Here is an 18,241-nt window from a genome sequence, read left to right as displayed (position 1 = left end):
TTTATAATCATATGACTACCAGATTGTTACGTTTCTTCGAAACTCTCACATCTACGTTCCACTCCGGTCATAATATCCTATTTGTATAAAAAGTATGTAAATACAAATACATTATTTTTCCAGAATAATAACGTTCCAAGAAAGTGGCTTAACATAGGTCTTGACCTTGCCATCTTCAAAGGTCACATCGCTGACAGTTACAGGCTTTATGATATCAGGATCTTCAAAAGAGTTCCTTGCATCTATATCTTCTGTATACATAGCTTTGTGACATACTTTATCATAGCCTTCAAAACCAGATGCGTCTATAGTCAGAGGGTACTCGTCGCTATCGCTTTTATTGATAACGAATATAGCTACGCGCTCCTTGTCCTCGTCCCAGGCTGATGCAGCATCGATGTAAGGCACGCCTTCCTTGGTAGGATACTGGGAGTTGTCATCGATCGCATATCCGGGGATATCGAAAGTCTCACTCTCAACAGCAGTATTAAGGGCTGTTCCCTTAGCATACTCGATAAGGTCTGTGAATGGATAGAATGATGCAGACTTCCATACATGATCATGGTTTGAAGCGCACAGAGCACCAAGGCCTCCTGTCATACAACCGATCTTGACTCTGTCAGCATGACGCAGAAGCGCCAGCTGGATAGATGCCATAGAGAGGGCATGTACCATCTCGCTGCCAGGGAAGATCCTGTCTTCCATATTGTCAGGGTCGTGCATTATGTATTTTCTCTCAGGATTGAATACATAGTGACTTCTGTACATGTTGTGAGGTCCGTAGCCGGGATTAAGCGGCGACAGAGGGCGAACCATAGATCCGTATTCGTCAAAAGAGATCATGACCTTCTTAGGAGATCTCATCTTGGCTGCAACAAGGTCGCACAGAGCTACCTCTGTATTGATAAAATCTTCATAATAGAGCGATCCGCCAAGAAGAGCCTTAAGGTCTCCGGGAGGTGCTATGTGATAGTGATGAATTGACAGATAATCGACAGATTCATAGCACTGCTCCAAAACCTCCTCATCCCATCTTGGGAAGTGGTCCATGAAGGGTGCGGATGAACCGCATACAGCCGTCTCTATAGAAGGGTCGATCCACTTGACAACCTTGGACACTTCATTGGTGCGATTGCCATATCCTCTTGGATCTTTCTCCCATGACCCAAGCTGCCAAGGGCCGTCCATCTCATTGCCAAGATACCAGGTCTTGACGCCGTAGGGCTTATCATGCCCGTTCTTTCTTCTAAGCTCTGCCCAGTAGCTTGTGTCCTTGTGATTGGTGTACTCTACTATCGCCATGGCATCGCGGATATCACCTGTGCCAAGATTGACAGTATACATAGGCTCAGTTCCAACCTTTTCGGCCCAGCTAAGGTACTCATCGTGACCTACCTGATTGGTATAATACTGATACCATGCTGGATCCAGAACTGTCCTTCTCTCTTCTTTAGGTCCTATGGAATTCTTCCAGTCCCAGCCTGATACGAAGTTGCCACCGGGAAGTCTTATAGCAGGCATTCCGGTCTTTTTAAGAGCTTCGATGATATCTGTTCTAAGCCCCTCTTCATCTGCTGTAGGATGCTTGGGATTATACATAGTACCATTGACCATAGTGCCGATCGGTTCTAGGAACGTACTAAAAAGTCTCCTGCTGATATCACCTGTTTTGAACTGCGGATGGATCGTTATCTTAGCGTCTTTACTCATAATGTCAGTCCCCCATTTACAATTTGTGCCATCCCATAAGATATATGCCTATACGGGAATTGCCACTTACAATTGTACAATGGGGGACTTATTCAGACTAAAAAACTATTGCTATATTTTTATCATTAGTTGTCATTATTGCCACTTGGACGGGCCGGCATCCCCAAAGTCTTTACTGGGGCAGGCAGTATATATATCATTGCCAAGCTGTTAATAGTTTTATAATTCAAGGCATGATAGCTGGAGCTTTCCATTCTGGGGTCCAAACTCGCTTCGCGATAGCCTCGTGGACCCCGGGCAGAATGAAAATCTCCATCTATCACGCTCATGAATTTAATAAAACTATTAAAAGCATGGCAATGATATATATACTGCCTGCTCCAGTAAAGACTTTGGGGATGCCGGCCTGTCTAAGTAGGAAGTTTGAGTTAATATACTATAATCCCCATCACCGCTGCGATGCATATAAGTCCTATAGGCGATATACCTGATCTTAATACCTTCCTGGAGCCAAAATATACAACTGCCAAAGCAGCGCAAAATAAAGCCGCCTTAATATCGGGAGTTACAGACATCCCCTTGATGATGGTGTTCTGCAGTATCATGCTGATGCCCATAGCCAGGATGATACCCATAATGCAGGGTTTTAAACCTCTAAGCACTGCCTGAACATAGGGACTATCCAAAATGCTCTTAAGTAAGATGATAATAAGTATGATGATCACAAAGGCAGGAAGAGCTACAGTAAAGGTCGCAAGAAGCGCTCCCGGGATTCCTGCTGTCACTGCGCCTACGTATGTAGCCATATTGATCATAAGAGGTCCCGGCGTACTCTCGCTCACAGCTATCATGTATGATAGCTTCTCTTCATCAAGCCATCCGTAGTGTAGCACCACATCTCTTATAAGAGGGATCGCTGCATATGCTCCGCCAAAAGAAAACAATCCCACTTTTAGAAATCCAAAGAAAAGATCTATATATATCATCATCTGCTGCCCTTCCTGGTAGTCATATTCCTGATACTGTATATAAGCAGACTGCAAAGACCTGCCACCAACATCAGCGTAATGGATGATATCTTGATAGCGCAGATATTCACAGCCATCATGATGACAAAAACTGTTATCAATACAGCAATCTGAAAAGGCCTTTTTGGCATCTTTTTGATCATCTTAAGAGCCGCATCCAGTATAAGCAGCCCAACAGCTATCTTGATCCCCTTAAATGCGCTCGCTATCCATGCTATCTCAAGGAAGCTGTCCAGGAACATGGAGATCACATATATGATGATAAAAGATGGAAGGATCACTCCTACAGTAGCTGCAATAGCCCCCATCAGCCCGCGCTTCTTATATCCTACATATGTCGCGCAGTTTATAGCTATAGGCCCCGGCGTTGATTCTGCGATGACTGTTATATCCATCATCTCATCATGGGTGATCCACTTCTTCTTATCAACGCAGATATCCTGTATCAGCGAGATCATGGCATACCCTCCGCCAAAGGTAAAAAGACCTATCCTAGTAAATGTCAAAAAAAGCTCAATAACCAAAACATCCTCCGAAAAACAAAAATATCAATAGCCAGATCCCCTCCCTGGTGTTCCCTCTTTATTTACAGTAACGAATGCATTCATAGCCTGCTATTTACATATAAACTCCCATCACACACATAGCACTTGCTGCACATCCACTTTGTGATTTAATTCTAGCACATACTTATGAAACTTGTTAGTATACTGATAGCCATAAGTATCGATTTGTATACCAACCTGGAAGTGGCAGCCAGACCGCAATGCTCTCTTTTATGAACGGTCAGAAAATGAAACGCTCATTCTTTGGTGCACTAACAGGCAGAGCGATCGGCTTTTCATTCAGATACTATGTAACAGGACTAAACGGCAATTCTGATGTCAAAATGCTCGCATTAGACGGCGTATACCCAAGCGAAGAAAATATCGCCAATGGAACCTACCCCCTTGCAGATAGCTTTTTCGCCGTCTACAACTCATCTAACACCAACCCGAATATACCAATCCTGATAGATTTCATACTTTCAGAAGAGGGTCAGGCAATCGTAAAACAAAGTGGCTACACACCCCTTGTAAGCAACTAATGGTAACATAACAACAGCCTCCCCTTCACGGTCAAACAGGTCAGTCTGTAATTCAGAATCGAAAATAGTTTTAATATCAATGGTGCTGATGCGACAACCCCTTTTTTGTTCCGATAACAACGAAAAAGTGCCGATGACATCGGCACTTTTTAATGTTCAATTTAATCACTTATCATCAGGCACTTTGAGATGTGTGACATCTACCGGTGCAACAATATTACTTTTTGTATCAGGTTCCATGAAACCGATGGCGTAAAGCGGATATGTAGTGAATCCTTCGCCTTGACCTATATTGGTATCAGAGAACTTTATAGCCGGATGTGCACCATATTTCTTTGGATGACTGATCACATACTTCATACTTGTTGCTCTATTGTTGGTAGCCTTACATTCAACTATTACGGCTTTGCCCTCATCTTCATATAAAAAGTCAAGTTCCGGAGATCCACTCGGAGCATGAAAATAGTATAATTTCATACCATTAGTCGCAAAGGCAGAAGCAACCATATTTTCAGCTATAGCGCCCTTATAGGAACTAATATCTCCTGAAAGGATTTTGGCTGGGACATCATCGCCAAGCTGCGATACAAGTAGTCCGGTATCACAATAGAAAGCTTTAAATTCTGTGGGAATTTTTACACCTTCTAATGGGAATGATATCTCCTTTGTGTTAAAAGACTTATAAATCAGGCCAACATCAATAAGATATTGAAGTCCATCAGCTTTTTCAGGAGATTTCCCTTTTACATTTACAAGGCTGTACTGGAATTTTTTATATTCTTTTGAAAGCTGTGAAGTCATGGAATCAAGGCAGGCCTCTGCCCGGAGCTTGAGCACTTCATTTACTTTATCGTTCCCTTCGCTATCTTTATACCTTCCAAAATCATCCCTTATTGATTTCAAGATAGATTTTTGTACACTTCTGACAGCGTTAAGATCATGAGTCGCAAAGAATTTATTCACAGCCTCTGGCATACCACCAACTATCAGATACTGAAGATATAAAGTTCTCATGCTTTCATGAATTGTCTTTTCTATTGTTTCTTGATTACATATACAATCCTTAACATAATCCAATACTTTCTCATCAATTCCAGTGTTTTTCAAAAATTCACGAAACGAAAGAGGATACATGGATATTTGTTCTTCATAACCAACAGGAATTCCTCTTATATATGGCTCGCGAAAGCCTTTAACACCCAAAAAGCTTCCGGTAGCTATGACATCGTATCGCCCATCAATATCCCAATACTTTAAAGAACTTCTTGCATTAGGACAGTCTTGAATCTCATCAAGAATGATAAGTGTTTTATGCGGAATAAATCTGGCTTTTGTTTCCACTGCAGAAATTGACATAACCATTTTATCTACGTCAAAATCCCCCTCAAAAGCACTATGTATAGTTTTATTCGCCCTAAGATCAATATATATACAACTTTCGAAGAATTCCTTTCCGAATTCTCTAACAATATATGTTTTTCCAATCTGCCTTAACCCTCTTATCACAAGTGGGTGATGATCTCGATTTTTCCAGTCAATAAGTTTATCCCAAATATCTCTTTTTAACATAGGAAACCTCCTGTTTGCATTATTATATGACAATTATCGGCTATTTTCAACGGATTCAGTAGTGACGATGGTCATTTTTCAAAGGATTTCCAGGCTGCATTTAGGCATTTTTCAAAGGATTTCCTAGCTATATTCGGACATTTTTAAAAGGTTTTCATGACTGTTTAGGCATTTTTAAAAGGATTCCGATGTCAGTTTAGGCATTTAAAAGGATTCCGATGTCAGCTTGTACAAGATCATCGATATGTATCAGGAATCAACGATTTCATAAAAAACACTTCACGAAAAACTCCCGATGTAGTGATACCTCACTATTCCGGGAGCTTCATTTTTAACTAATTCTTATGGTTCATTACTGCTCTTCCCCAATCACAGCATTAGGATTACGCCTGTGAATCTCCGAAAGGATCGTATTAACAGCTTCGTTAACACCTTTGAAGAGCGCATTCATCATGGCAATCTTATGCTTCCTACCATCTCTTGTTACGACTGTGACAAATACACTATGTACGCCCTTATAAGAAGCATCAGACCTATATGCCCTCGCAACCTCCTCATAAGGAATAAATGCCAGATCTATATCCGCATAGACGATACGCCTTGGTGTAAGGTAAGTATTTGCAACCTTAATAACCATCGTAGCGGGATCCAAAAGCTCATTGTCTATCATCTGTAACTGAGTATCAGAAATACCATGCAGTGTCTTATTGAAGCTTACAAATCCCTTAATTCCCATTAAGAGGAACAGAAATGCAAATAAGGCAAGTACTAAGCCAACATATACACATATCATAGCCATTCTCACAGGATACATGTACTGTATGCAAACGCCCTTATAGTAGTCGTCAAAAGACTCTTTCGTCCAAGGTTCTACATTATCAGGAAGCTTATCATTAAAGTGCTCTATGATAGTCTCCTTATCACTGTCACTTATCTTAAGAACAGATCCAACTACGTGAAACTCACCATCTTCAGCAATTCCATCCATCATATCGTCATACCAGTCTTTGCCGGCTCGCATAATGTAGAATCTGTCGCCATCATTTATTTCATAGTACGTCACATCATCCGAATATCGGCATATCTTTACAGGGCGCTCTACGATATCAACATATGACGCCTCTCCAACCTTAATTGTCTCATCCTCATAATTTTCAGCCAGCGAGGTAGCATTCTCAAAACCCTGTGTTTTTAAATGATGCATCAGGACAAAAGAAAATATCGTGAGTACCAGGAATATACATCCAATAATATTGAATCTAATGATCAGTTTATACTTCTTCTTTATCATGATTTACCTCCTGTTGAACGTTCAGCTCTCCCTCCTTGGAACTTTCACCTTCCTTCTTTCCATATGCATACCCAAGTATAAGACAGACTCTTGCAAATTCTCTGTAAATAAGCATTATCCCACCAAACACACAGAGGGTAGCAGAACTAATTACCACATTCCCAAATATAACCTTTAAAAATACTAAAGTAATAAGAGATACATTAAGTAAAGTCAAAGATCCCTTCCAACCAAATTCATTCTCGCTGTACAACTGACATATTGCATTATTCTCAGCTATTATTCCCGCTGCAAAAAACATAGCATATGCAGTATATAAAAACATACCACTGTTATGATACTTACCATGTATACAAACAGAAAAAACAATTTCAAGAATACAGATTCCCGCGTAAATCACTAAATGCTTACTCGGATTCTCTTTTTCTGAAACACAGGTTCGAACTACGAAGCTTGAAAAAAGTAATATTACAAGTATCTTGAAACAATCTAAAAAGTAACCATACATACCGTCTATTTTGCCTGTGAGACTTCCATATATATACAAATAGAAACTCAATGGTATATAAAAAGCATATATAACTGGTATACACTTCAAAAAACTATCTATAATCCTATTTCTACTTAAACTCATTACTTTATGTTGTTCTCCTCTTTTAACGTACTCAGATCATAATATACAAAGTCGATGTAAGTGTTACCCAAATAATCGATAACTCCGTATTTGCCATCTACACCAACTATAAAGAGAACATCGCTGCCTTTGACTCGTTTCATATAATCATATGTATCTGTTAGCTTGTTACCATCTTTATCACAGATAAAAAATGTAACATCATCATCTTTGATAATAAAAAAGCATGGATACTCAGCCTCTTCGTCCAGGTGACAACAATCTATATCTTTATAAGAATCTCCCAGAACATCATTTCCTTCATAGTCTAAAAGCCTGTAATTAGCATCAATATCTCTTGCAATAAATCTATCAGTAACACTCTCAACAATAATATAATCATACACAAGGGGCTCGATGATTGCATTCCCATTGTTATCATATACTCCGTAATAACCATCAGGGCGATAGTCTTTATCTTCTGAAGAGATTATTTCTGCAACGAAAAAATCATCATAAATACTTATGGTGTACTTGGCTGTCAATAAAGTAACACCGTTGTTGTAAAAATATATCTCACTATTCCCACTCCATTCCTCGATACAGGCATAATAGTCATATATTTCTATATTTCTGTAACTCGTCTTAAAAAGTTCATTATAATTAAGGTCTAATAAGCCATAATCTATGTAATCAGGATATCTTGTATATTCTTCAGTTATAATGACCCCTTTATCCATATGGCTAAAATCACAATTATCATATCTGGCAGTTGTCAGCCAGTTACCGTATTTATCAGCAAAGCCATACATACCCGTTTGAGCGTCAAAGAGGAACAAATTACCATCATCCAGACAAAATGAATTATTAGTAAGCTCAACATCCTCAGTTGTAAGATACCTATGTGTTTTACCTACTGACATATTCATCGCATAATCTTTAGGTGAATCGAAAAGGAAGTCCCACCAGAAAGAGACTACATAGTTCTCTTTAGAAAAGCCCGCATTCGGGCCATAACGAAACAATAGCGCTGCCATCACACCTGCAGCCACTATAAATAAACCGAATACAATCCGGCTTTCTTTCTGATTTTTCTTTTGTTTTGTTGTCATAAATCCCTGTCCCCAAATAAAACTTTAATCATTAAAACCAATTCATTCTACCTTAAATCGATAGCATTTACAAATTGCACGGTATATAGTAGCAAAGCTCCCGATATAATGATATCAATCACTATATCGGGAGCCTCATATTCTTTATCATCCCCCACATTCATACCTTATATTTACTAGCATTAACAACTTCCTCAATGCTGTTATAAACAGGCTCTGAAAAAAGATCGTTTACTTCTTGAACCAGCCCAAGTTCCATAGTAAGCTTTATAAACGATTCCAGCGAGATCTGGCCTGTCTTTTCGAATTTCCGCAAAGTGGCATAGCTAACATTACTTCTTCCTGCCAACTGCTTTTGTGTTATTCTCCTTAAATCAAATGATTGTCCAATACAGATTCCACTAGATCAACACCATTGTGAACTGTCTTCCCAAGATTCACGATCTCAATATTCAAATTGTCTTTTCCAAAATCCATCAGATATCCAAGCCTTATAGTAAGATCTTTTTTCTCTGCAATTTTCAAAATCCACTTCGCACAGTTGTCACCACAAGCAGATGCATTAAATATATGCTCGGAATCATTATTCATAAGGATCAAAGTCTTAACGCCACCAGACAACCTTTCAACAGGTATAGACCCAAGGAACGGACTGTCTATAACTCGAGGTCCAATAACATCCGATTTATCTATATCCTTTATCATCTCAACAGAAAAGCTGTCAGTTATCCATTCATCTTCATAACTATTATTAAAAAACACATCCGGATTAAAAATATAATTATCGGATTCCAAATCTCCGTAGTATATTTTAAGCATGGCTGTATATTCTCCTTTTTTGATTATGCATCACTACCATTATAACGCATTTCCCGTCATGAATCTTCACAATCCTAAAACAAACAAAAGCCCGGACATTACATCCAGGCCTTCCTGCATATGCTCAATATCAGACATCTTAATTAATTGTACCAGTTTCAACGAATAGTGAACGAGCCTTGTTCACTATCTCCGATACCTATCCACATTAACCCCTTCTCTTCTCGCGATCCGTAGCAGCTCTTCATGCGACGCTTCCTTAACTTCAAGCGCATCCAGAAATCCAAGATCGCCCGAATAAGCCACCCCCTCGGCAAAAAACTCTTCGATCAGATCATCGCGAAGCCGCTCATAATCTATATCTCCGCCACCAGAATTCTTCTTATTATCATGATGAGAAAAAAAGCCCATGATCTCCCTCCTAGTCTTCGCCAGTCTCAATCATCCTCATAATCTCACTATTTCGCTCCAAAAGATCATAAATCCCATCCTCAGAAAGAACCCCACGCTTTATATCAGCAGGAATCTCGCCCCGCTCATCCATGGCAAAGTCCTCTTTCCACTGGTCACCGGAATAGTAATCTTCAAGCCATCGAACCTTGTCCTGCAAGCTCTTATAATCATCGATAGCCCTCTCCAATGAATCCTGCGCAGCGGTGACCTCATCGAAGATTGCTTCCATCTCTGAAATACGCTTAATCTCCCTATTCATAACACCTCTCATATCTGTTAAAAAAGCCCAGACATTCCATCCAGGCTTTCCTACATCCGATCAATATCAGATCATCTTATACTCTTCAAGAATCTTCTTTACAGCCTCCACTGTAATGCCCGATTTCTCAGCAATCTTCTCTATTGGCATACCATCTTCAAATCGCGTGAGAATTCGACCAATTTCAATTCCACGGTTTAACTCTTGATCCAATTGTTCTTTGTAAGTCATATACTCTTTCCTCCAAAGGCTCTTTTCTATGGCTTCTTTGACTTTAGCATCAATCCTGGATGTCAGATTACTATCCGCGTCTTTGCCTGCCAGATAATCTATCAGAGACTTCATATCTTCTGATACATCATCTTTGTCGCCACCGGCACAGATAAAGGTTCTGTTTGTACCATCATCAAGTAAAAGATTCTCTACTTCCCTGCACATAGGCTCGAATGAATATTTGTGATATCCCATTTTGAAAAGATCAAATGTACAAAGAAAAATGATATAACTATCAGGAAGTTCCTTGTATTCCTTACCTTTCTCCAGGTAATCAACATCTATCATTCCCTGATAGTATCTGCTTCTAAGAGGAAGCTCCAACGTATCAGACCTCTGCATTTCGATGTCGTAGACAGTCTTCTCATCATCCTCAAAATACACATCAAATCTTACGCCGTGGCCATCTTCCGAAACCTTGATAGCCTTCTGCTTTTCTGTCTTAACGATGCTGCCAATTTTGCGTCCAATGACAAGTTCAGTAAGTTCTTTGCACAGGTCTTCATTCTCCTGCAGAATCTTACAGAACATAAAGTCATCTTGGAACTTTAGTTCTTCATAATCCTTCATTAGTATCTCCTATTATTATAAAATTGGGGAATGTACTGTGCAACTGAATTGTTGCAACCATCTCGACTGAGACGTTATCAGAAATTCCAACGAAGGATATTCTAACATCGGCATCTGTCTAAGTAAAGAATTTTATTAGTATACCCCAAATACGCCTAATTATAGATACACTCAAATGTGGTACAATTCAGCTAACAAGAGGGATCCGCAGTCATTTTTCGCAGTTTGAGAATTATTTGTGAATGGAGAATAAAATGGCGTTAACTTACATAGATGACCTATTCATGTTACAAGTCAGATTATTTAGATTAGCCCAGGTACGCTGGAATAAAAATCCGAAAGAATGTGTGGCAATCTTTAATAAGTATGATATTAACTCATATATTGAAAAGAAGACATCGCTCTACCACCTAAAAAAGCCCAGACATTACATCCAGGCTTTACATGATTACTAATTTGCATTATGCTTTCTTGCATATATAAAGCAGATGATTAGTATTTCCAAGAAGTTCTCTCTTTTCACAAACTGATAAGTACCATTTTGAAATAGCTTCAAAGTCCTTGTCAGATACCGAGAAGTCAACCCTGTGCTCAAGAGGCTCTATAAGACCGTCTACACCTGTAGTTGTGATATGCTCTATCTCTTTTTTCTCAAACAGGTCTTCAAACTCAGCAACATCATAGCCAGTAAAGAGCTGCTCTTTGAAGTGTCTGACTTTATGATCATCCGTGAAGTTTTCAGCCTGTCCCTCTGACCAGTTGCCATAGAAATAGTTGGAATACATGATTGCGTATACAGAGATGAATGCAAACATGATAATTCCGCCTTTTTTGGTCACTCTGATAGCTTCATCTATAGCCTTTAATGCATCCTCCTTGTCATAAAGGTGATACATAGGTCCAAGGACAAGTGTAAGATCGTATGTATCATCTTCAAGATCTTTAAGGTCTGTAGCATCTCCAAGATATGATGCAAGATTTGAAAGATCCTTACTTCCTAAACGAAGTTTATCAAGGTTACTCTGGACGAATTCAACTGCTGTTACGTCCATTCCCTCCTTGGCAAGAGCTATGGAATAGCGGCCAGTACCTGCGCCAACTTCAAGGACTTTGGAACCCTTACCTGCGTAGCGGTGAATATAGTTCATGGTAGTCGCATACTCTAGTCTCCCATGAACAGTTCGCTCCAGTCTGCCATCTTCAACATAGCTGTTATAATATCCGCTTACGATCTCTTTTCTGGAAGACCCCTCTTTGATTGCATTTATTCTTGTATAATAATGTGTTTCATCTTCATGATGTATGTACGCGCCGTTCTTTAGTTGAACCTTTAAACTTGCCGGATTATCTTTGTTAACAGAAAGATATGCTTCATGGATACTAATTTCACGGGCTTTTTTTAGAGTCATTGCAAGTCCTTTGGTAGCATAACCCTTGCCTCTATACTTGGGAGATATACAGTAGCCGATGTGGCCTGCGCCTTCTCTTAAGGCATCATTTAGGCAGTGACGCAGGTTAAACACGCCTACATATTTATCAGTATCTACTAAAACGAAGGTTGTATCAGGAACAAAACCTTCCGGAAGCTCTCTTCCCATAGACCAGTTTCTCTTCTTCTCGATCCATTCAAGGAACTGTTCATAGTTATAGCCGTACACGCTGTTAATATAACCATTCTCGTTTTCCGGAAAAGTCATATAAAGCTCATAAGTCTTCTTGTAATCTGAGTCCTGTACTCTTACTAGTTCCATATTATTCCTCCTGTTATATAAAAAATTAAGCCCCATCAAACGTATGTTTGATGAGGCTTATAAGCAGGTGTTATGCATATACTGTTATCAGCTTATGCCTATTCCTTGATCCTCATCGACCATACCAAAAGTAAACCCCTGATTATTATTATTCACGGGTGTTTCGGTAGTATTATTAAAATTGTCAACAAGGATATAAAATGTCATATTGATATTCTCCGCAAAAAGCATTCGCACACGCTACACAGCTACTGCTTTTCGATCAAATGTTTTCTGTTAGTATACTTTCAGCTTTTGTGATTGTCAACTATAAAAAATAATCAAAATTTTCTCGCAAAGATGCTGACTGGACCTGTTGTAGTCTTCAGTATAGGCATAGATACGCCTTGCTCCTTTATCCTTGAAAAGGTAATCAAAAAATGCATACGCTGCTTCCGTGTAATTTACAATCCTCTATCATCCATGTCATCCTCAAAGTCAAGCCAGGCATTCAGTCGATCATCTTCTCTTTCACGCTTTAACTCTCTCTGTCTTCGGTCAAAGTCCTTGCGCTCCTTCTTGCTCATACCGCCTACAAGGCTCTTATATTCTTTATCTGTAAGTCTTACATCTTTATCTTTTTTACCGAAAAGCATAGAATCAACGCCCTTTCTAAATAACAACAGCCACTTACAAAGACAAAAATACAAATCGTCTGTTATCCATGCTACTACTTTAGTTAATTATTTAATCACAAAAGCATTTTATAAAGGGATGATGCATCGAGGGGCCTATCCTATATGTATCAGCCGACATACTCAAGACCCGGGAAGATATCCTGAATAGATACACCGTCAACTGTTCCTTCATATCCAATGTTATCAATATATAATCTAAGATACTGCCCGTCTGATGAAAGAAGATCTACAAAAGATACTCCATCAGTTGATACAATAGTAAAGCCTGTACCGGATTGTACAGTTATCATATCTCCTGTAGACTCCAAGCTATCATCAAGCTTCTCCATCTTAACACTCTTTGCTGATACGATATCTTCTGTGGAGACTTTAACAATAACGCATGTTTTAGGATCCGCCTGCGGCATTCCGTCATCGCCAATAGAGTAATAATTGTAGTAAGTGAAAGTTCCAAGGGCTGAGCTTGTGTCAACAATTATAAAACTATCTGCACTTGAAAGCACCTTAGGGCCGCTATACTCTGTATCTACATCGATCCACACTCCAGTATAGCCAAAAATATCTACCTTCTCACAGCCACCATCAGTTACATCAAATACGTATGTATCATAATAATCATTGCCAAATGCAGTCGAAAGATGAATATACTCTCTGCCGTCATCCATTACAAAATGATAGACATTGTAAGCTCCCGTTTCTTCACCATAGTAGTCATCAAATTCAGCACTGCCATCTCCATATACAAGAACAAAGCTGCTCTTCTGACTGTTATATATTATGTAATTTTCATCCTCATATGCTTCATTTTCAGACTCATAAAAAGGTATTTCTTCTTTGTAGCAATATGTCCTACTTGTATCGAATCCAAGATTTTCATTTACTATCTCTTCGTCATAATCAAATACAACTTCAAATGAACCGGATGCATAATCAGCTATGTCATACTGATTGAATACTATATGTATACCATCTATGGTCATATACCAGTTGTATCCAAGCTCGTAATCTTCAGCGCCGGATTCTATACTTTTCTTTTCATCAGGATCATACTTATAGTGACTAAGGGATTCGTCAAGATCAAAGAAAGTTCCTTCGCCGTCTTCTGCATTATCAATGAGGTCCGCTTTAATAATTGTGGCAAACTCGTCTTCTGAAACGCTTACAACATCACCAAGGCTTATCTCTTCGCCATTTGAAACGTAATAGTTGTAGCCATATACTGCATAATATCCATGAACTCCTCCACCATAAAAATCTTCAGTTTCAAGGATACTCAGTACCATACTATCTGACCTTGTTATCTCCTGATGTTCATCATCATAATATTCACCAAAATAATCAGGATCAGATTCATATTGAGACTTAGCCATACCATACATCTCTTCGAATTCTGAATCATAATTATCAAGCATAGTATCAGCACTGGCTTTAAGTGTCTTAGCAAGTTCCGGATATTCATCCTCAAGATCAGCGACAACCATTATAGCGTTTTGTGATTTCTCACAAAGATCAACTTTTTTACCGTCGTCAGATAATTTAGAGCCTGATCTATTAACTGATTTATATGAAGGAGCTCCGCTTCCATATACGTTTACAAGCTTATATTCCTTCTCTTCTGAATCTGACTCTTCAATTTCTTCTTCCTCTAAAGTCTCAGCTTCAGTCGCAGCATCGCTAGAAGATTCATCCTCTTTGGAGCTATCTTCATTTGATTCATCAGTCTTTTTAGTATCTTCTTCAGACTCATCTTTGGATGAATCTTCACTGCTATCTTTGGCAGCGCACTCTTCCTTAGTATCGCTATAGCCAGGCAGTTCAATTCCCGGAATAGAACAGCCTGATAATAAAAGTGCTGCGCATAAAGGCGCAATTATGTTAGCTCTTTTCATTCCTATCCTCCACATAATTAATAAGTCAAACACTGAAATAGTAGCACAATTATCTGTTATATACCAAAGCATATGACCAAAATACAAACTTGGTGGATGAACAGAAAAAGAGCCAGCAAGCTTCTATAAAAGAAATAGAAGCATCCGTAAAGATGCTTCTATTGTTGTTAAGCCTTCCACTTAAACGGCAGGAACTCTCCGGTTGTTAAACCTTCCACTTAAACGGCAGGAACTCTCCGGTTAATACATCTTTAAAGGACTTTTATTTCTTTTTCTACTTATATTTTACAACAACTGCTTAATGATTCAATTGACAAAATACTATTGTATTCATTCGCTTTCTTTGTACAAAATAATCACTTCAAAACCTGATCTCACTAAGATTTGCACCTGAAGAGAACTTCTCATACATATCTATTTTCCTACGATACATCTCAGTAACAAATTTGATTCTCTCCTCACTTACCTGAGAATCTTTACGATACATATCCTCTATATAATAGGCATCAGGCAATAAGCTAACATCTATAAGTTTCCTGTTTTGAACATATTTAAGAAGTTCAAGTTCACTTTCCTTAAACCCTTGAGCCTGCTGAGACAGAACAAATTTATCTGTTATTGGAACTATATCTCTTTCGACCATCATGCTCTTACCACTGTCATAAATTGGGGCCATCGATATAAATTTTAAAGATTCCGCATCCCTTAATACAGAGATGTTAGTAAGATGCCTGTCTCTATTACTAAAAATAAAGTCTATCAGTATCTCAAATTCAAGATATTCTCTTACTATATTTCTATCAAGTCCATTCTTATCACACACATTTATAAAGTGCTCATATCTTGAAATATTATTTGGCTTTTGTTCGCTTGTTATAACTGCATATGCTGAAACAAGCTCTTTTTGCTGAGAAGTAAACAAGTCGGAAATGCAGCCATAATCATAATTCTTGCCATCAATATGCAGGAGCGAATAGCAGACACTATCTCTGCCCTGAGCTTTTATAGCATCGCCTATTATCACTTCATTGATGCTCTCACTGGAATAGATATCGTGGTTCCCCTTAACAAGTTTTCTGATTCCATTATCTATAATCCATGTCTTTTCCAGATTACCCTGAAGAGACGAATTGGGCTGATATTCCCTAACTTCATCATCGTTATAACTGATGTTACCAAGCAGTAGATTTTCCTTAAAATCATTATCAAAAAGATTAACATCTTCCCATGTAAGTCCAGATCCCAAAGGCCTGATCCAATAATAATCAGTCAGGCTAAGGCCCAGATTGTGCGTAAGAAAAAGACCACTTGTCTCGATCCCATTTTCTCTAAGCATTTTTTCAATTTTGCCCTGCTTTATAGGAATTGCTCTATCTCTCCACCATTCGATGATACCCCTGGGACTGGTCCTGTTTTGCAAAGGCAAAATATCGAGATTCTCCTTTTTACCAAGCTTTACAATATTACCGTCTTCACCAATCTGAAGCATCATTATTTCTTCATTTTTGCGCATAAGCGTAAACATAGCCATATTATTCACCACCTAACAGATCACTCTCATACTCATTCTCTAATGACATCCAGGCATAATCAGAAATGAAATTCTCCGGTACATCCTCTCTCTTATCAAGCAGCTTAATCTTACGGACACCATCAATGATATAATCCATCTCATACTGATTATCCTTAGACAAAAGAAGCTTTCCAGAAATCCCATATTCATCGCTATGGGTATCCTCTACAAAAACATCTCCTCTATCCCTATATATAGCTTCTGTAATGGCCCTATTAACAAATTCTCCAAAAGATTCACCCATATTCATAGCATGATTCTTAATAAAATCAAGATTGCCTTTACTCGTTCTAACCCTGATCTGATCGGTTGAGTTTATATATTTCTGTGTCGCAGCCTTCTGCGCCTTGGTATAAATCGCACCCATAATACACCTCTTATAATATAGATACACTATATTTATATGTATAGTGTATCTATATACAAAATGCTTGTCAAGGCACTTAAAGCTGCTGTCTGCGCTAGGGTATCATATAGAGTCAGGCAGCCTTTTCTAATATCACTACTTAACAGGGACCGTTTAACAGAACACAGATATCAATTCGAAAATTCCAGGTCACAGGCAAGCGTTCACATTCTGTTAACTTAACACGGTACATCATTTAGATCATAAAAGTTCCATGACTGCAACATCCTCTAAATATCAAGAAAGTCAGAGATCAAGTTCCAGTGAATCCGATATATAATACTTAAAGCCATGCGCCTTGCAATAACGGCGTATCTTCATGGACAAAAGCGGATCATCAGTGTATTCCAAAAGGTATATATCAATGCCCTCATCTGCATATGTCTCTATATAGTCCTTAAAATATTCCTCGTCATCTGCAGCAGCTTCATGGAACTCTTCCTCGTCCCAGTCAATACTTGTAAGTACGGATTCCTGATTGATACCTGTTATGATATCATCTGCATCCCCGCCTTCATCTGTATATGCAGTAACAAAAGCATCTCCGCCGTTAACAACAACCTCTGCTCCTGTAGCTATGAGACCTTTCATGATAACAGTAAGTCCTTCAAAGATCTCCTTTTCAGGATACTGATAATAGACATCACAATTATCTACAAAAAATCCATCTATTCCTTTATCCAAAAGGTCAGGCGCCAGTATATCAAGGATGAACTCCTGCCATCTGCCTGAAGAGACATCTACCCACTTCTCTTCTTCCCAGTGTTCATAGACATCAAGTGTCAGATCTTCATATTCATCATAATAATCACGGAACGATTCTATAGAGCCAACGTTTATATAGCTATAAACCTCATGGCCCTGCTCCTTGAAATCCTCTATATCCTCTTTGTCAAAATACTGGGCATCTATCACCACCGTCTTATAATCCGAAAGATCCTCAAGATCGCCATCATAGCTTAAGAACACGCCGTACTCACCCTCCCCATAAGAGCAGGCTGATAAGGCCAGTGCTGTTATAATTGTAGCGACTATTAAGTTATATTTTTTCATTCCATACCTCGAGTTCTTCTGACGTTTTCTATTCTTACGATATTTCTCAAACTCGTAGCATAGTCTCTAAATACTGTTGCCCTTGAAATATCAAACTCCTCTAATCAA

At 38.8% G+C, this 18,241-nt stretch carries 19 protein-coding genes; 1 reads left to right on the top strand and 18 read right to left on the bottom strand.

Going from position 1 to position 18,241, the window contains the following annotated elements:
* Positions 1-111 precede the first annotated feature (111 nt).
* The 3 genes from I7804_RS09055 to I7804_RS09045 form a co-directional block, all read right to left on the bottom strand.
* A complete protein-coding gene (locus I7804_RS09055; RefSeq protein ID WP_248403035.1) occupies positions 112-1,710 on the bottom strand; it encodes an alpha-L-arabinofuranosidase C-terminal domain-containing protein in 1,599 nt (532 codons plus the stop codon).
* A 428-nt stretch (positions 1,711-2,138) separates the two neighbouring features.
* On the bottom strand, positions 2,139-2,699 hold the full coding sequence (locus I7804_RS09050) for a chromate transporter (RefSeq protein WP_242829866.1): 561 nt from the start codon (positions 2,697-2,699) through the stop codon (positions 2,139-2,141).
* Positions 2,696-3,262, bottom strand: a complete 567-nt coding sequence (locus I7804_RS09045; protein ID WP_248403033.1) for a chromate transporter — start codon at positions 3,260-3,262, stop codon at positions 2,696-2,698. The genes I7804_RS09050 and I7804_RS09045 overlap by 4 nt, the downstream gene beginning before the upstream one ends.
* Positions 3,263-3,531: 269 nt before the next feature.
* On the opposite strand from I7804_RS09045, the gene I7804_RS09040 reads away from it, so the two are divergent.
* Entirely contained in the window at positions 3,532-3,825 is a 294-nt protein-coding gene (locus tag I7804_RS09040) for a hypothetical protein (protein ID WP_248403031.1), read from the top strand.
* A 165-nt stretch (positions 3,826-3,990) separates the two neighbouring features.
* Here the strand turns inward: I7804_RS09040 and I7804_RS09035 are convergent, their stop codons facing one another.
* From I7804_RS09035 to I7804_RS08965, 15 genes are all read right to left on the bottom strand, one after another.
* Complete coding sequence (locus I7804_RS09035) at positions 3,991-5,394, bottom strand: ATP-binding protein (RefSeq protein WP_248403029.1); 1,404 nt, start codon at positions 5,392-5,394, stop codon at positions 3,991-3,993.
* A 352-nt stretch (positions 5,395-5,746) separates the two neighbouring features.
* Positions 5,747-6,685, bottom strand: a complete 939-nt coding sequence (locus I7804_RS09030; RefSeq protein WP_248403027.1) for a hypothetical protein — start codon at positions 6,683-6,685, stop codon at positions 5,747-5,749.
* Complete coding sequence (locus tag I7804_RS09025) at positions 6,666-7,319, bottom strand: hypothetical protein (protein ID WP_248403025.1); 654 nt, start codon at positions 7,317-7,319, stop codon at positions 6,666-6,668. The genes I7804_RS09030 and I7804_RS09025 overlap by 20 nt, the downstream gene beginning before the upstream one ends.
* On the bottom strand, positions 7,319-8,410 hold the full coding sequence (locus I7804_RS09020; RefSeq protein ID WP_248403023.1) for a hypothetical protein: 1,092 nt from the start codon (positions 8,408-8,410) through the stop codon (positions 7,319-7,321). Before I7804_RS09020 ends, I7804_RS09025 begins: the two co-directional genes overlap by 1 nt.
* A gap of 160 nt (positions 8,411-8,570) precedes the next feature.
* Positions 8,571-8,726: a hypothetical protein gene (locus I7804_RS09015; protein WP_248403022.1), complete on the bottom strand. Its 156-nt coding sequence runs from the start codon at positions 8,724-8,726 to the stop codon at positions 8,571-8,573.
* Between the two features lie 53 nt (positions 8,727-8,779).
* Complete coding sequence (locus I7804_RS09010; RefSeq protein WP_248403020.1) at positions 8,780-9,229, bottom strand: DUF4869 domain-containing protein; 450 nt, start codon at positions 9,227-9,229, stop codon at positions 8,780-8,782.
* Between the two features lie 186 nt (positions 9,230-9,415).
* Positions 9,416-9,640: a hypothetical protein gene (locus I7804_RS09005; protein WP_248403018.1), complete on the bottom strand. Its 225-nt coding sequence runs from the start codon at positions 9,638-9,640 to the stop codon at positions 9,416-9,418.
* Between the two features lie 10 nt (positions 9,641-9,650).
* Complete coding sequence (locus I7804_RS09000; RefSeq protein WP_248403017.1) at positions 9,651-9,941, bottom strand: DUF4298 domain-containing protein; 291 nt, start codon at positions 9,939-9,941, stop codon at positions 9,651-9,653.
* Positions 9,942-10,007: 66 nt separating this feature from the next.
* A complete protein-coding gene (locus I7804_RS08995; protein ID WP_248403015.1) occupies positions 10,008-10,784 on the bottom strand; it encodes an Rpn family recombination-promoting nuclease/putative transposase in 777 nt (258 codons plus the stop codon).
* Between the two features lie 461 nt (positions 10,785-11,245).
* Positions 11,246-12,535 carry a GNAT family N-acetyltransferase gene (locus tag I7804_RS08990; RefSeq protein ID WP_248403014.1) on the bottom strand — a complete coding sequence of 430 codons (1,290 nt, stop codon included), beginning with the start codon at positions 12,533-12,535 and terminating at the stop codon, positions 11,246-11,248.
* Positions 12,536-12,978: 443 nt separating this feature from the next.
* On the bottom strand, positions 12,979-13,170 hold the full coding sequence (locus I7804_RS08985; protein ID WP_248403013.1) for a hypothetical protein: 192 nt from the start codon (positions 13,168-13,170) through the stop codon (positions 12,979-12,981).
* 149 nt (positions 13,171-13,319) lie between these two features.
* Complete coding sequence (locus tag I7804_RS08980; RefSeq protein ID WP_248403012.1) at positions 13,320-15,101, bottom strand: RsiV family protein; 1,782 nt, start codon at positions 15,099-15,101, stop codon at positions 13,320-13,322.
* Between the two features lie 361 nt (positions 15,102-15,462).
* Positions 15,463-16,632 (bottom strand): hypothetical protein, encoded by a 1,170-nt coding sequence (locus I7804_RS08975; protein WP_027217147.1) that lies wholly within the window; start codon positions 16,630-16,632, stop codon positions 15,463-15,465.
* 1 nt (position 16,633) lies between these two features.
* Positions 16,634-17,041, bottom strand: a complete 408-nt coding sequence (locus I7804_RS08970) for a hypothetical protein (RefSeq protein ID WP_022755426.1) — start codon at positions 17,039-17,041, stop codon at positions 16,634-16,636.
* A gap of 285 nt (positions 17,042-17,326) precedes the next feature.
* Complete coding sequence (locus tag I7804_RS08965) at positions 17,327-18,133, bottom strand: endo alpha-1,4 polygalactosaminidase (protein WP_248403011.1); 807 nt, start codon at positions 18,131-18,133, stop codon at positions 17,327-17,329.
* Between the last annotated feature and the right edge of the window lie 108 nt (positions 18,134-18,241).

It is taken from the genome of Butyrivibrio fibrisolvens, from assembly GCF_023206215.1.
Lineage (GTDB): Bacteria > Bacillota > Clostridia > Lachnospirales > Lachnospiraceae > Butyrivibrio > Butyrivibrio fibrisolvens_C.
Note: the sequence above shows the minus strand (reverse complement) of the source record. Positions and strands in the feature narration are given on the sequence as shown.

Bases quoted from the DNA above. Each gene is read 5' to 3' on its own strand.
- I7804_RS09035 (WP_248403029.1), bottom strand. From the start codon at position 5,394: ATGTTAAAAAGAGATATTTGGGATAAACTTATTGACTGGAAAAATCGA.
- I7804_RS08990 (WP_248403014.1), bottom strand. From the start codon at position 12,535: ATGGAACTAGTAAGAGTACAGGACTCAGATTACAAGAAGACTTATGAG.
- I7804_RS08975 (WP_027217147.1), bottom strand. From the start codon at position 16,632: ATGGCTATGTTTACGCTTATGCGCAAAAATGAAGAAATAATGATGCTT.
- I7804_RS09010 (WP_248403020.1), bottom strand. From the start codon at position 9,229: ATGCTTAAAATATACTACGGAGATTTGGAATCCGATAATTATATTTTT.
- I7804_RS09020 (WP_248403023.1), bottom strand. From the start codon at position 8,410: ATGACAACAAAACAAAAGAAAAATCAGAAAGAAAGCCGGATTGTATTC.
- I7804_RS08985 (WP_248403013.1), bottom strand. From the start codon at position 13,170: ATGCTTTTCGGTAAAAAAGATAAAGATGTAAGACTTACAGATAAAGAA.
- I7804_RS09005 (WP_248403018.1), bottom strand. From the start codon at position 9,640: ATGGGCTTTTTTTCTCATCATGATAATAAGAAGAATTCTGGTGGCGGA.
- I7804_RS09040 (WP_248403031.1), top strand. From the start codon at position 3,532: ATGAAACGCTCATTCTTTGGTGCACTAACAGGCAGAGCGATCGGCTTT.
- I7804_RS09000 (WP_248403017.1), bottom strand. From the start codon at position 9,941: ATGAATAGGGAGATTAAGCGTATTTCAGAGATGGAAGCAATCTTCGAT.
- I7804_RS09025 (WP_248403025.1), bottom strand. From the start codon at position 7,319: ATGAGTTTAAGTAGAAATAGGATTATAGATAGTTTTTTGAAGTGTATA.
- I7804_RS09050 (WP_242829866.1), bottom strand. From the start codon at position 2,699: ATGATGATATATATAGATCTTTTCTTTGGATTTCTAAAAGTGGGATTG.
- I7804_RS08965 (WP_248403011.1), bottom strand. From the start codon at position 18,133: ATGAAAAAATATAACTTAATAGTCGCTACAATTATAACAGCACTGGCC.
- I7804_RS08980 (WP_248403012.1), bottom strand. From the start codon at position 15,101: ATGAAAAGAGCTAACATAATTGCGCCTTTATGCGCAGCACTTTTATTA.
- I7804_RS09030 (WP_248403027.1), bottom strand. From the start codon at position 6,685: ATGATAAAGAAGAAGTATAAACTGATCATTAGATTCAATATTATTGGA.
- I7804_RS08970 (WP_022755426.1), bottom strand. From the start codon at position 17,041: ATGGGTGCGATTTATACCAAGGCGCAGAAGGCTGCGACACAGAAATAT.
- I7804_RS08995 (WP_248403015.1), bottom strand. From the start codon at position 10,784: ATGAAGGATTATGAAGAACTAAAGTTCCAAGATGACTTTATGTTCTGT.
- I7804_RS09055 (WP_248403035.1), bottom strand. From the start codon at position 1,710: ATGAGTAAAGACGCTAAGATAACGATCCATCCGCAGTTCAAAACAGGT.